The sequence below is a fragment of the Micromonospora sp. NPDC002717 genome (assembly GCF_040295705.1).
In the GTDB taxonomy this organism is placed as follows: domain Bacteria; phylum Actinomycetota; class Actinomycetes; order Mycobacteriales; family Micromonosporaceae; genus Micromonospora.
Window position 1 is genome coordinate 38,918 of record NZ_JBEOVW010000022.1, and the last position, 13,263, is coordinate 52,180.

The 13,263-nt window shown below is 70.2% G+C and carries 12 protein-coding genes; 4 read left to right on the forward strand and 8 right to left on the reverse strand.

All coding sequences use genetic code 11. The features are described from left to right. Nucleotides 1-206 precede the first annotated feature (206 nt). The 5 genes from ABT006_RS26395 to ABT006_RS26415 all read right to left on the reverse strand — a co-directional run bounded on the left by ABT006_RS26395 (nucleotide 207) and on the right by ABT006_RS26415 (nucleotide 3,177). Nucleotides 207-497: a sulfurtransferase TusA family protein gene (locus ABT006_RS26395; protein WP_350710619.1), complete on the reverse strand. Its 291-nt coding sequence runs from the start codon at nucleotides 495-497 to the stop codon at nucleotides 207-209. Beyond that, on the reverse strand, nucleotides 494-649 hold the full coding sequence (locus tag ABT006_RS26400; protein WP_350710620.1) for a hypothetical protein: 156 nt from the start codon (nucleotides 647-649) through the stop codon (nucleotides 494-496). Before ABT006_RS26400 ends, ABT006_RS26395 begins: the two co-directional genes overlap by 4 nt. A 255-nt stretch (nucleotides 650-904) precedes the next feature. Next, the gene (locus tag ABT006_RS26405) at nucleotides 905-1,987 is read right to left on the reverse strand and encodes a hypothetical protein (protein ID WP_350710622.1); all 1,083 of its coding nucleotides are present in this window, start codon (nucleotides 1,985-1,987) and stop codon (nucleotides 905-907) included. Beyond that, nucleotides 1,984-2,550 carry an RNA polymerase sigma factor gene (locus tag ABT006_RS26410; protein WP_350710624.1) on the reverse strand — a complete coding sequence of 189 codons (567 nt, stop codon included), beginning with the start codon at nucleotides 2,548-2,550 and terminating at the stop codon, nucleotides 1,984-1,986. The genes ABT006_RS26405 and ABT006_RS26410 overlap by 4 nt, the downstream gene beginning before the upstream one ends. Before the next feature lie 123 nt (nucleotides 2,551-2,673). Continuing rightward, nucleotides 2,674-3,177: an O-acetyl-ADP-ribose deacetylase gene (locus ABT006_RS26415; RefSeq protein WP_350710626.1), complete on the reverse strand. Its 504-nt coding sequence runs from the start codon at nucleotides 3,175-3,177 to the stop codon at nucleotides 2,674-2,676. Between the two features lie 128 nt (nucleotides 3,178-3,305). On the opposite strand from ABT006_RS26415, the gene ABT006_RS26420 reads away from it, so the two are divergent. Then, on the forward strand, nucleotides 3,306-4,319 hold the full coding sequence (locus ABT006_RS26420) for a hypothetical protein (RefSeq protein WP_350710628.1): 1,014 nt from the start codon (nucleotides 3,306-3,308) through the stop codon (nucleotides 4,317-4,319). 91 nt (nucleotides 4,320-4,410) lie between these two features. On the opposite strand, the gene ABT006_RS26425 is transcribed toward ABT006_RS26420, so the two are convergent. From ABT006_RS26425 to rox, 3 genes are all read right to left on the reverse strand, one after another. Beyond that, complete coding sequence (locus tag ABT006_RS26425; RefSeq protein ID WP_350710629.1) at nucleotides 4,411-5,205, reverse strand: DUF2785 domain-containing protein; 795 nt, start codon at nucleotides 5,203-5,205, stop codon at nucleotides 4,411-4,413. Nucleotides 5,206-5,489: 284 nt separating this feature from the next. Next, a complete protein-coding gene (locus ABT006_RS26430) occupies nucleotides 5,490-5,624 on the reverse strand; it encodes a transposase (protein ID WP_350710730.1) in 135 nt (44 codons plus the stop codon). Between the two features lie 143 nt (nucleotides 5,625-5,767). After that, a complete protein-coding gene (gene rox, locus ABT006_RS26435; RefSeq protein WP_350710631.1) occupies nucleotides 5,768-7,231 on the reverse strand; it encodes a rifampin monooxygenase in 1,464 nt (487 codons plus the stop codon). Between the two features lie 650 nt (nucleotides 7,232-7,881). Between rox and ABT006_RS26440 the strand changes: the two genes are divergently transcribed. The 3 genes from ABT006_RS26440 to ABT006_RS26450 all read left to right on the forward strand — a co-directional run bounded on the left by ABT006_RS26440 (nucleotide 7,882) and on the right by ABT006_RS26450 (nucleotide 13,183). Next, nucleotides 7,882-8,559 carry a hypothetical protein gene (locus ABT006_RS26440; RefSeq protein ID WP_350710633.1) on the forward strand — a complete coding sequence of 226 codons (678 nt, stop codon included), beginning with the start codon at nucleotides 7,882-7,884 and terminating at the stop codon, nucleotides 8,557-8,559. Nucleotides 8,560-8,648: 89 nt separating this feature from the next. Continuing rightward, the gene (locus tag ABT006_RS26445; RefSeq protein WP_350710634.1) at nucleotides 8,649-10,001 is read left to right on the forward strand and encodes a lanthionine synthetase C family protein; all 1,353 of its coding nucleotides are present in this window, start codon (nucleotides 8,649-8,651) and stop codon (nucleotides 9,999-10,001) included. Next, nucleotides 9,998-13,183 carry a lantibiotic dehydratase gene (locus tag ABT006_RS26450; protein ID WP_350710636.1) on the forward strand — a complete coding sequence of 1,062 codons (3,186 nt, stop codon included), beginning with the start codon at nucleotides 9,998-10,000 and terminating at the stop codon, nucleotides 13,181-13,183. Before ABT006_RS26445 ends, ABT006_RS26450 begins: the two co-directional genes overlap by 4 nt. Nucleotides 13,184-13,263 lie beyond the last annotated feature (80 nt).

Here is a 13,263-nt window from a genome sequence, read left to right on the forward strand (position 1 = left end):
GGAACCGCGGCCGACGCACCGACCGGACCACTGCCAGTGGTGGTGGCAGCGCCGTCGCCGGACCCGGCGACCACGTCGTACGGGCCATCCGGGGAGCAGTTGACCCGGCCGTCCCCGCCGATGCCGACCCCGGCCGGGCTGGAGATCGCCGAATCGGAGCGGCTCGCGCTCGGCACGGTGAAGTGGGTGAACGCCCCGCAGGCCGGTCAGCGGCGGGTGATCCAGGGCCGCTGCCGGTCGACCGGCGCGGCTGCTGCGGTGACGCGGATCGCGTAGACCGTGCCGGACCCGGATGGTTGGCGGCCGAGCCAGGTGTGGCCGGTCAGGTGGCACCAGGCGGGTAGGTCGACGGCTGCGACGGGGTCGGTGGCGACGACGTGCACGATGGTGCCCGGCGGGACGCCGTCGATCTCCTCCCGCAGGCGGAGCAGGAGGGTCACGCAGAGAAGGCCGCTGCCGTCGACGGTGCGGACGGCAGGGTCGGTGGGCGGGCTCATCGGCTCCTCGTGGTGGCGGCGACGGCGGGCAGGATGGCGAGGGACACGAGGCCGCCGACGAGCGCCAGGGCCGGACAGCCGGCGGCGGAGACGACCAGGCCGGAGGCAAGGCCGCTGGTGGCGCCGGCGACAGCGATGGACAGGTCCATCATGCCCCGGGTCCTGGCCCCCGTCGGCCGGGGGCACCGCGTCGGTGACCATCTGCGGCGCCGGCGACGAGGCCGACGTTCCCGCCCAGTCCGAGTAGGGCGATGGCGATGGCGAGCAGGCCTTCAGGGCGGCCAGGCCGTCAAGACCGTAACTGGTGCGCCGCCCCGAGCGCGACGAGACGCGGAGCGGGCGCCGGGCGCTGAGGATCCGCTGATCCTCAGCGCCCGGCCCGAGAACTGCTCGGCGGTCCGGGACGCCTACTCGCAGCCCAGGGCCTCCTTGTACCCGGCGGGCGGGCCGCCGGCGGCCACCTTGTCGGCGGTCTCCCAGAACACCTCCGGCCAGTCACCCTCGTCGTTCATCTGGTGTAGCACCTTCCACTTGTGGCTGCTGCGCAGCGCGTCCGCGGCCCGCTGGAGGGCGGCGTCGTCGCCGGCCTCTTTCGCCCGCAGCCATTCGGCGATCCATCCGCAGCCGATCCGGCTGGTCACCTTGGCACCGAACTGGTATGCGTCGTTGGTGCCGAGGCCGTTCAGCGCGGCGATGTCGAAGCCCGGCGGGAGCGGCACGTCGGCGAGCACCTTGGCCGCCTGCTCGTTCACCCGCTCCGGTGTGACGATCTCGGCCGGAAGCGCGGCCAGCCAGGTGCGGGCGTCGACGCGGACCACGTCGGCGACAACGCGATCGAACTCGCTCCGCGTCCAGGCGCCCCCGGTACGCAGTTCGACGAAGGAACCGTCTCGGGGACGGAGCATGACGGCGAAGTCGCTCGCGCTGTACCGGAACAGGTCGGCCGGCCAGCCGTCGACCTTCACCGGTTCCGGCTTGCTGACCTGGAGCCGATCCTTGTGGTAGTCGTCGTACTGGGCGGCCGGGTACCAGTTCATCTCCAGGTGCTGTCCGCCGTTGCTGAACGCGATGGTGCCCTCCTTCTCGGCGAACCCGTAGACGGTGGTCGCCTTCCAGCCGGGTTGGTCGATCAGCAGCCGCGGGTTCTCCTCGGCCGCCTTGAGCACCATCGCCGAGTACGCGGCCGGGCCCGTCGCTTCGGAGGTGACCGCCGGGGTCGCCGGGCGCCCTTCCGGCTGATCGACCTTCATGATCGAGACGGCCAGGACACCGGCGAGAAGGGTGGCGGCGACGCTTGCGCCGGCGAGCCCGCTCATCATGCCGCGGCGTGCCCGGGGGCGCTTGCCGGGCGGCTCGGCGACGGGTCCGAGGGTCGGCACGGACATGATCTCCTCCAGGAGGTTCTGCGCGGCCCCGTCGAGGTGCCTGATGACATCGGGCCGGTACGGGTCGGCGTCTCGGACCATCCGGCCGAGGTGCTCGTCGGTCATCTGCCCTCCTCCGAGGTGCGTGCTGCCATGACGTCGAGTACATGTCCGGGCGGGCCGAGGTCGTCACCGACGAGATCTCGCAGTCGGGCCCGGGCACGGGACAGCCGGGTACGGACCGCAGCCGGGCTCACGTGAAGGACCGCAGCGGCCTCGCGCGGCTCCAGGCCCTCCCAGAAGGTCAGCATCAACACCTCGCGGTCCAACTCACCCAGCCGGGCCAGCGCGGCCTGGACCGTGAGCCGCTCGGGCACCTCGCTGCCCGGGTCGACGGCGACGGCGACCCTGAGTCGTTGCCGCAACCGTTCACCGAGCCGTTCCCGGCGTACTCCGCCGCGATGGTGGTTGGCCAGCACCCGTCGGGCCACGCCGTACAGCCACAGCCGAACCTCCGCCTCCGGCGGCATGTCACGGCTGCGCCGCCAGGCGACGAGGAACGTCTCGGCGACCACGTCTGCCGCGTCTTCGGGCTGCTCGACGCGCCGCATGGCGTACGCCAGCAGCGGCTCGAAGTTCGCCGCGTAGACGCGTCGGAAGCGGTCCTCGTGCTCAGTCCCCGAACCCACGTCTAGTCCATGTCCGGGCGAGCGCCCATCGTGACAGACCCGACCAGGGCATCGCGGCGCTCGCCGGGCCGACCTCGGTCCGGGTCCCGCCGAGGTGGCACGGGGCTGGCACGTACGAGGCGGTCAGGCGTGCAGCGCCGCGGTCAGCAGGTCGTGCGTGGCCTCGTCGAAGGCGACGAGGCGTACCTGCCCGACCTCGGTGGGCGTGGCCTGGATCGTGGTCACGGCGATCGCCGCCGCCCGGTCGGGCGGGAACCCGTAGACGCCGGTGGCGATGGCCGGGAACGCGACGCTGCGCGCGCCGATGACGTCGGCGACCTCGAGACATCGCCGGTAGCACGACGCCAGGACGTCGGTCTCCCCGTGGCCGCCGCCCGCCCACACCGGGCCGACCGTGTGGATGACGTGTCGTACCGGTGGGTCCAGGTCGAACGCCGGAGTGGCCACCGCGTCGCCCGGCTCGCACGGCGCCAGCGCGGCGCCCGCCTGGGCGAGCCGTGGCCCGGCCGCGCGGTGGATCGCCCCGTCGACGCCGCCGCCACCGAGCAGCGACTCGTTCGCCGCGGTGACGATCGCGTCGACGTCCTCGTCGGTGATGTCACCCAGTACGACCTCGATCGAAGGCATGCCCCGATCCTGCCACCACGGTGGGGGCGGGGCCGGTCGAGTCGCGGACCACCAGGAGGTGGCCGGTCGACCGGCGGCGGGGACGGGTCGACCGGGGCTTGAGCGCGAGCGACAGCGCCATCCGCCCCATGTCGGTCATCGGCAGCCGGATGGTGGTGAGGCTGTGCGATCGGTGCCTTCGGCTCTATTCTTGCGCGGTGCCGTACGCCGACCTCGGTTTCGAGCAGTGGAACGACCTGTCTGACGGCGCTGCCCGCCGGATGGCCCAGGACATCGCCGACCGACACGACCTGACCGTGGCGGGCCTGAAGAACACGGCGTACGCGGGGCGGTCGCACCGGATGGCGCTGTTCGACCGCGACGGGATGCGATTCGCTCTCGTACCCGGCGGCCGGCCCACTCTCGGCTACGACGCGGCCCGATTCCGGCCCGCTCCGGAGCAGGCTGCCAGCTACGCCGACAGCGCCGGCGAGTACGGTCTTCCACCCCTGGCCGAGTACGTCGACGCGATGACCTCGCCGGTACGCAGCGCCGAGATGCCGGCGATGCTGATCGCGGTGGACGCGTTCGACCCCTGCGAGACTCCGCTGGCGCCGGACGACCCTCGGGTACTCGAACTCGTCGCGTCGACCGGAAATCGGCGCGGCGGGGTGAAGATATTCCGATCTGGTGGTGGTCTGACGGTCGAGTTCGACCAGACCGGGCAGGTAGCGCGGGCCCGAGCAACCCGGGAGGTCTCCCACGACGAGGCTATGGCCGGGCTCGCGAGCATCGGCTTGCGGACGACCACGGCGGACGAGTGGGAGTGGGCCTGTGGGGCCGGTGCGACAACCCTTTTCCGTTGGGGCGATGACTGCCCCAACGACGGCTACCCGTTCGACCACAAGACTGGCGCGCACCGCGAGGCGAACCTGTGGGGGTTGGCGATCGGGCAAGATCCCTACAAGCATGAGGCGACCACCGAGCGAACCATCGTGTGCGGAGGCGACGGCGGCGGCGCCACGTGTGGCGGCAGCGGCTTTTTCCTGGGCTGGCTCACCCTCGCGACTGCCTACCGCGACAAGGATTTCGGCCAGTGGCTCGCCTCCGACGACCGGTACTCCCACGAGATCCTGACCCGGCCCGTCATCAGCCTGAGCTGAGCAGCGTCAACGGCGGGTCAACTTCTCGACGCCGCCGGTGCCCATGACCTCGCAGCCCGCAGTCCATCACGTGCGCCTGGTCCGCACGCGTTCAGCCGATGGCCTTGGCGTCGCTTTCCAGCACGTCGACCAGCCGCTGCTTGACCGGGTGGCGGTGGGTGATCTGCTGCCGGGGGCCGTCTGGTCGGACCTGTATGCCGCAATCGACGAAGACGTAGAGCGCCCGCAGTGTGCGCAGCGCGTTGGAGACGTACGTGGGTGTGGTCGAGGCGGACACGGCACGGAAGTCGGCGGTGATCGGGTCGAGCCAGCTCGTTGACGCTGCGGCGGTGAGCTCCGGGCGGGTCAGAGTCAGGGCGACGGCGCGGGCGAGACGGTCGTCCTCACGCTCGGCCCAGAGGTGGTCGGTGCGGGCGAGCAGCCGGGCGCCCGCCAGGTCGAGCATGGCGGCGGGATCGACGTCACGGTGGCGGCCGAAGGTGCCGAGCAGGTCGGCGCCGTGCGCCACCGCGTGTAGCCAGCCCAGCCGCGGGTGGTATCCCCGCAGGTCCGTCTCTGCCGGATACCAGCGACTGAAGGCGTCGAGCCAGCGCGGACGGAAGTCTCCCCGACTGACGATCATGTCCAGGACCAGGGGCGCGAAGGTGCGGGCCTCGGTGCGCGGGTCGGTGAACCGGTCGGCCATCTCGTCGCCGAGTCGCTCACGGCGGTCACCGGCGATGACGTCGCGTTCGATCCAGGTGCGCAGTACGACGTACGGATGGCCGTCGCGAATGCTCGGGTCCGGATCGCGTAGGCACTGCGCCAGTTCCGCGGTCAGTTCGTCCAGCTCGCGCCCTGATGGAAGGCGGCAGTCATCCTCGAAAATCTTGATCCAGTCGGTCACGCGCGGCAAGCTACCGTGCGCTGATCGAGTCCCGCCAGCCGATAACGGCGCCGGCTGGTCGACACGGTCGGGACCGTCGCCGCCCAGGCCGCGCACGCCCGCAGGTAAGGCTCGAACTACGCGTCGTCGAACTTCTCCACGTCGAGCTCAAGTCGTACCCAACCAACCGTGGACAGGACCTTACCCACGCTGCCGTTTCCGGAGACGCCGGGCGGCCAGCGGCAGTTGCGGACTTCCTCGCCCACACCGGCCTCGCCCCCCGGAGCCCCACTCGACCCAACCATTCAAGGTCTGTAGCGGTGTCCCTCGGTGTCGTTGCGGAGCTGGACGATGGCCATGATGTGCAGGACCCGGTTGATGCGCCGGTTGCCGGCACGGGACAGCCGGTGACGGGTTCGGTCGCCGGAGAAGGCGCCCAGCGGCGCGGTCCGCCGCCGGAGTTGACTGTCTGCCTACCCGCGCGGCACTGGCTCGGGCACCCGATCCGCGCGCTCGCCGGGATACCTGCAGCGCACCTTCACGCCGGCATCCCCGGGGGCGTCGCAGTCCTCGAGAGCGTCCCTCACCCGGCCGTAGGAGCTCCTGTGGCGCCGAACCACTTGGCCAGCGCGACCTCGAGCGTCTGCTGATCCTCGCCGACCCACGCGACGTGCCCGTCCGGCCGGAGCAGCACCGCCGGTACGTCCAACTCTTCGCTGATGTCGGCGACGTGGTCGACCCGGTCGGCCCAGCCGTCCACCGAAAGCCGCCCCGTCCGGTCGAGCAGCAGCCCGCTGCCGGTGCGCATCAGCTCGAACAGGCGCCCATGCTTCAGTTGGACGTCACGCAGCCGCCGCCCGAGCAGGGCATGACCCTCACCGAAGTCGTACCGGATGCTGATCGCCGTGATCTTCTCGATCAGGAACCGGTTGACGTCGTCGAAGTCCATCAGCTGCGTCAACAACCGCCGAACCGCCTGCGGTCCGGGCTCGTTGGTCGTCAGGTGCATCTGTGCGCGGGTGTTGTTCAGCACGTCGGCGGCCACCGGATGCCGCTCGGACTCGTAACTGTCCAGCAGGTCGTCCGGCGCCCAGCCGTTGATGGCCGCCGCCAGCTTCCAACCCAGGTTGAACGAGTCCTGGATCCCGAGATTGAGCCCCTGCCCACCCATCGGCGGGTGGACGTGCGCGGCGTCCCCGGCCAGAAACACCCGTCCGACCCGGTAGCGCTCGGCCTGGCGGGTCGCGTCGCCGAAGCGCGACAGCCAGCGGGGGGAGTGGACGCCGAAGTCGGTGCCGGCGTATCTGCGCAGCTGTTGCTTGAACTCCTCGAGCGTCGGCGGCACCGAGCGGTCTTCGACCACGCCTTCCGCCGGCACGACCGCCCGGAACACCCCCGGCTTGCCCGACGGCCCGATCCCGAACCGCTTCTCGGTCTTGCGCACCTCGGTCATCACCGCGGTGATGTCGTCCGGGGACGCCCTCACCTCCATCTCGCCCAGCAGCGTGTCGATTTTCGACGGCTCGCCAGGGAACCCGACCCCGAGCAGTTTCCGAACCGTGCTGCGCCCACCGTCGCAGCCGACGACAAACCGCGCCCGCAACGGCGATGCGGTTTCATTTCCAAGGTGGACGGTCACGCCGTCGTCGTCCTGCTCCAGCCCGACCACTGCACAGCCGCGCCGGATCTCGGCTCCGACTTCGGCCGCGTGCTCGGCGAGCAGCCGGTCGGTGAGCGTCTGCGGAATGCCGAGCACGTATCCGTGCGCGGTGTCCAGCCCGGTGGGAGCGGGCTTTTCGATGCCCGCGAAGAATCCCCGGATGTCGCCGGGACGGATCGGGTACTGCTTGCCGTTCTCGAGGAACCGCTCCAACAGCCCCCGCTGATCCATCACCTCGATACTGCGCACGTGCAGCCCGAGCGACCGCACGAACGGTGGCGGCTCGGCCTCCTTCTCCAGCACGAGCACGTTGACGCCCCGCAGACGCAATTCGCTCGCCAACATCATGCCGGTCGGGCCGCCGCCGGCGATGATCACATCGAACATGCATTCCCCCATGGTGTGCCGGTTCTTGCGCTCGGCCGACGATTGTGCGCCACGACCGGGGTCTTGCCGCAAGCCCGGGGGTGCGGTATATGTTAATAGTGGCAGGGAGCTTTCCTTCTTGCCTTTCTAGTTTCACGCCAGCGCCCAGCCGAGCCGACAGCGCGACGGCTGGCTCGCCGAGCACGATGGCAGACGAGCACCTTTTCGAACATCACACGGTCGTGCTCCGGCGAGCGCATCCGGCTCAGCTCCCAGGCCCTGGCAAAGTCGTTAGGTGATGCCGAGCAGGGCGAGTGGTCGGTGGGGTTGCGGGCGTGGTGTCGGCGGCGATGTTGGTGGTGCCGGCCAGGCGGAGGGCGCCGATCGCGGCGTCGCGGAGGGTGGCCATGACCTGCGGGCCGGTACCGGCACGGACCTGGCAGCGATCTTCGTCGTAGGCGACGTCGCGGACCCAGTGCGGTCGGCGGGACGCCGTGTGTCGGGGTGGCGTAGCAGCCAGGCGGTGATCCGACGGACTTTCAGAATCCAGTTTCACGCGTCGACGACATTCGGCGCACATGGGTCTCAGGGACGTAGGAGAATCATGCCAGGTGTGAAGGCCTGCAGCTGCTCACGTGTCGGGCCGCCCGAATCAATTTTGGGAGAACGTTATGCCTGACTCCACGGACAACGGCCCTTTCAGGGACGTCGAAGGCCACCAAGACCCACTGGTCGAACGGCTGCGCCCGGACCCCTCGCGACCGCCGGAAGTCGGTCTCACCGTGAGCGGGTTACTGGGAGACAGTGACCGCCCCGGCCACCGGCGTCTCTACCTCACGAAAGGGCTCGACTACTTCATCGAGTTCTCCGTCAGTGACGTCCTCGACAGTTCGCGGATTCCATCTGAGAAGGCGCCGTTCCTCGGCACTGAGGCAACCCGGATCACGTTGAAGAAGGGTGCCCACATCGCCTACACGCGCACGGCATCGGTCCGGCCGCCGGATGAGTTCGACCTGGACCTTCGGCGAAGGCGACCAACATCTGCCGGCGGCCCCGTGCGCCGCGGCCCCCAGCGGGCCCGGCGCCGGCCGGAGTTCCGTGCCGCCCTGTATGACGAGAACACGAACCCGATCGACGAGTACACCCAACCGATGACGGACCCGGAGGGGAATTGTCGGCCAATTCCGTGGACCGAAGCGTTCTGGACGTGCACGTGTGGGGACTGGGGATGCACCAACACGTGCGACATCTGGCCCTCCTGTGAGTCGACCTGCACGGGCTGCCTTCCGGATGAGGATTGGGACAAAACGATCAGCTGCATTGAGACGGCCTGCACTCCTCGCTGTTGAGCGCGTCGGCCCCTGGTTGACGATCACCACCGGGATGCCCCTCGCAGCGCGTGCACCCCTCACCGACCTCAAAACCCAAGGGAGTCCAGGTGCCTGAGTCCGCAACGCCTGACATTGTGCTTTCGCCGGTCTGGGCCGGCGCCCTCGACGCGACCCGGCAGAGCGCGGCGCTTTTCGCGGCACGGGATGTCGCTATCCGTGTCACTGATCGCGAACGCATCGCTCGGTCGCTTCCATTGGCACGCCGCCAGACGCTCTATCCCGGGTCGGTTCAGTGGAACCCATGCGGACTCGCTGGAGGGCATGCGGGGATCTCTGTGATGTGCTCCTATTTCGATCAGTGCTTTCCGGGGGAGGGGTGGGACGCGGTCGGCCACGGTTTCCTCGCCGAAGGGGTAACCGCTCTGGAGAACGGTGGCCCGGAGCACGCCGGGCTGTTCGCCGGACTTGGCGGCTTCGCCTTCGCACTGGAATCGCTGAGCCGGAACGGCGACCGCTACCAGCGGGCGCTCGCGGCCGCCGACGAGCTGCTGGCCCCGCAGGCGTCGGAGCTCGCCGCGCGACTGAACGCCATCGGCACCGGCCTGCCGGTGAGTGCCTTCGATCTCGTCTCCGGGGTGAGTGGTGTGGGGGCCTACCTCTTGAGGCGCGACTCGCTCGGTGTGCTGCCGGACGTTCTCACCGCTCTGGTACGCCTTGCCGAATCCCCCCGAGGCATACCCCGCTGGGCCACCCCGCCGGAACTGCTGCTCTCCGAGTCGACGCGCCGTGCCTATCCCTCGGGACAGCTCAACTGCGGGCTCGCACACGGCATACCCGGCCCCCTGGCGCTGCTGTCCCTCGCCCTGCTAAGCGATTACGAGGTCCCCGGTCAGCGCGAGGCGGTGCGCTCCCTCGCCCAATGGTTGCTCTCGCAGCGGGTCGACGACGTATGGGGAGGCGGCTGGCCCGACGCCGTACCGTTGACGCCGGCGGGCAGGCCAACCTCTAGTGGAGCGTCCGGCCCGACGCGGGGTGCCTGGTGTTACGGCACTCCAGGGGTCGCGCGTTCCCTGTGGCTGGCAGGCTGCGCCTTGGACGACGGCGGGCTGCGCAGCGCGGCGGTCGAGGGAATGACCAGCATCCTGCGACGCCCTGCCGAATTGCGCTACGTCCCCTCACCCACTTTCTGCCATGGTGTGGCTGGGCTACTCCAGATCGTCCTGCGCTTCGCGCGAGACACCCCGTCGGACACCCTCGCGGACGCGTCGACTGAGCTCGTCGATCAGCTTCTGGCGGCGTACGATCCCGAGCGGCCGTTCGGCTACGCCTCCTTGGAGACGGCGGACGTCGCCGTGGACCGGGCCGGCCTGCTGGACGGTGCCGCGGGTGTCGCCATGACCCTGCTGGCCGCAGCTACCGGGATCGAGCCGGTCTGGGACCGGAGCTTTTTGCTCTCATGACCGGAACCCACCGCGTGCAGCGGGCACGCCAGGGCCACCGACCCGTGCTGTACGAGCCGCTCGGATGGGCCGTTCTACGGGCCCCTCTCCTCCCAGCGGGCTCCCGCAACCTCACTCTCCCGGCCCGGTCCGGCTCGTCGCTGCTCCCCCCTGATCCGCTGCTGCCCCTTGCGATACGGGTGGCCAGTCCGGATCTGGCCGCCGCACTGGAGCGGACCGGTCTCCAGGACAGGCGGGCTCCCCGCCTGGCCCGCAAGCTCAGGCGCTACCTCATCAGGATGACCACCAGGCCGACGCCTTTCGGCCTGTTCGCAGGAGTCGGCCTGGTGCGGTGGGCCCAGACCACGAACATCGCGATTGTCCCGGCCGCGTCACGCACCCACACGCGGGCCGACATGGGTTGGCTGCAGAAGCTGACCGAGCGGCTACGCGACGACCCGGACATCCGTCCGCACCTGCGCCTGATGGCCAGTCCCGCTGTGCTGCTGTACGGTGGCCGCGCCATCCTTGCGGTGGGGCCGGGGGCAGGCAGCTCCGTACGCGCTACAGCGGCCGTACGCCTCGTGCTGAGTGCGGCACGGGTGGCCACCTCGAGAGCCGAACTGGTGCAGGCGGTCCGGGAGATACCCGGTGCTACGCCGGACAAGGCTGGTCGGTTGGTCGAAGACCTGTTGACGCAGGGATTCCTCATCTCCGAGTTGAGCCCGGCACCGACCTGCGGCGATCCGATGACGCGGTTGCGTAGGTCCCTGGAGGCAACCCCTTCGGAACGGGCACACGTCGTCGCCCGGCAACTGGCCGGGCTGGTCGACGAGCTGGCCAGGTGGGACGAGTTGCCCCTCGACCGGAAGGCGGACCACCTGCAGCCTCTGCAGCACCGGATGGTCGATGTGGACACTGCCGTGACCGCTGTGGGCGCCGGCACGGGAAGGGTCGGCATCAACGGTGGTGGGGCGCGGAAGGTCCTACAGACCGACACCGCCCTCTCGTTCCGGTCCACCGGACTGCACGCCTCGGTGGCAGCCGAAGCGGCCGAGGCCGCTGGCCTGCTCCTACGCCTGGGCCACCTGCCGGAGGGAATGCCACACCTGGGGGAGTACCGGCGAAGGTTCGAGGGCCGGTACGGGCCGCACCGCCGAGTCCCGCTGCTAGAGCTTCTCGACCCCGCGACCGGGCTCGGACCGCCGTCCTCCCACGGCGGCGCGGGCAGGCCCAGGCGCGGTCCGCGTGACCAGCTCCTCCTCGACCTCGCCGTGTCAGCCAACCGGGAGGGCCGCCGAGTGGTGGAGCTGGACGACGAGCTCCTTGCCCGTCTGGCCACGTCTGATCCTGTCCCCGAGCACATTCCGCCGTCACTCGAGTTGTCCTTCTTCGTCGCCGCCGCCTCGTCGGCTGCCATCGACCGTGGGGACTTCCAGATCGTCGTCGGCCCCAGCGTCGGCGCGTCCGCCGCTGGCCGCGGCCTGGGCAGGTTCGCCGGCCTTCTCGGGCCCCCCGCTGGGGAGGCGCTGGCTGAACTCGCACGCATCGAGCAGGCGTACGACCCCAGCACGCTCATTGCTGAGGTCGTCTATTCGCCCGACCCCCCACGCTCCGCGAACGTGGCGCTGAGGCCCGCTGTCCGGCGACACGAGATCCTCGTCGATGCATGGCCCGGCGTTCCGGCCGAGGGCGTGATACCGGTGCGCGAGCTGGTCGTCGGCCTGAGGGACGGGCGCTTCGTGGTCGGTTGGCCTGCGGGGGGAGCCGAGGTCGTCGGGGTCCAAGGGCACATGCTCAACACCCGGCGGGCATCGGCCTCGGTCCGGTTCCTGGTCGATGTCGCCCACGACGGCCGCTGCCAGTTGACCGCCTTCTCCTGGGGACCGGCGGCTGGACTGGCCTACCTGCCAAGGGTCCAGCGCCACCGGATCGTCCTGGCTCCCGCCCAGTGGCGGCTCGACCCGGCCACCGCCAACGGGTCCGGCCCCGACGACGACTTCGGGCCAGCGCTCTCGACATGGCGGACCACATGGGATGTACCCCGCCACGTCTACCTGACGGTGGCCGACAACCGGCTGCTTCTCGACCTCGACGACGTACGGGACGTCGAGCTGCTTCGAGAGGAACTCAGGGCGGGTGTCCCCGGTGGGTCCGCGATGCTCCAGGAAGCGCTGCCCGGACCGGAGCACGCCTGGCTGCCGGGAACCGACGGCGGCCACATGTGCGAGGTGGTGGCCCCTCTCGTCCGCCGTGGCGGGGGGCGCCCAGGTGGCGACACACTGTCCGTCACCAAGGTCGTCGACCCGGTGGAACGGCTGCGCCCACCGGGCAGCGACTGGCTGTACCTGAAGCTCTACTGCGACCCGCATCGAGAGGAGGACCTAATCGGTGGACCCGTACGCACCTTCGCCGAGCACGCCACCCGGTCCGGCCTCGCGGACGGCTGGTTCTTCGTCCGCTATGCGGATCCGGAGTGCCACGTCCGCCTCCGCTTCCATGGAGATCCAGCTGCGCTCACCGGCCCGCTGATGGAGCAGGTCTGTGCCTGGGCCGGCGGACTGACGGCCGAAGGCATCTGCGGGAAGTTCTCGTTCGAGACGTACGAGCGTGAAATCGAGAGGTACGGGGGCGAGGCCGGGATGGCGGCGGCAGAGCGTCTGTTCATGGCCGACAGCCCGGGCGTCGCCGAGATGCTGCAGGCCCACGTCGAAGGCCGGCTCGGCACAGACCTGCTGGAGCTGGCCGTGGTCAGCATTGATGACCTCCTGGCCTGCCTGGGCCTGTCCCGGGAAGAACGAGCCACCTTCTCCTACGGCGGTCCACCTTCCTCCCACCCCGGCGGCTTCGAATACCGCAGACGGCAACGTGCCCTGCGCCAGGCGCTAGGAGCCGCCCCACCCACCGACGACGAAGTGTCCCGGCTGCTCAACGCCCGACGGCCAGCACTCGAGTCCGCCATCGCCCAGCTCACCGCCCTGCACCGCGACGGCAATCTGTGGCGGTCCCGAGAGGCACTGTGCCACAGCTACGTGCACCTGCACGTGAACCGCCTCCTCGGGACGGACACCTCGGGCGAGGCAATGGCCCTGGAGTTGCTCCGCCGCACCCATGCCGGCCTCGTGCGGGCGCCTCTGACTTCTGCGGTGCCGCGGCCCGGTGCTGTCGCGGACAGTACTGCAACGGCAGTTGGTCACGGGTAGCCGCGCCGTCGGTAGTGGCAGGTGCGGTCTTGGTATTGGACAGGCTGATGTGGGCGTACCAGGGCTGCCAGTCGCGCACC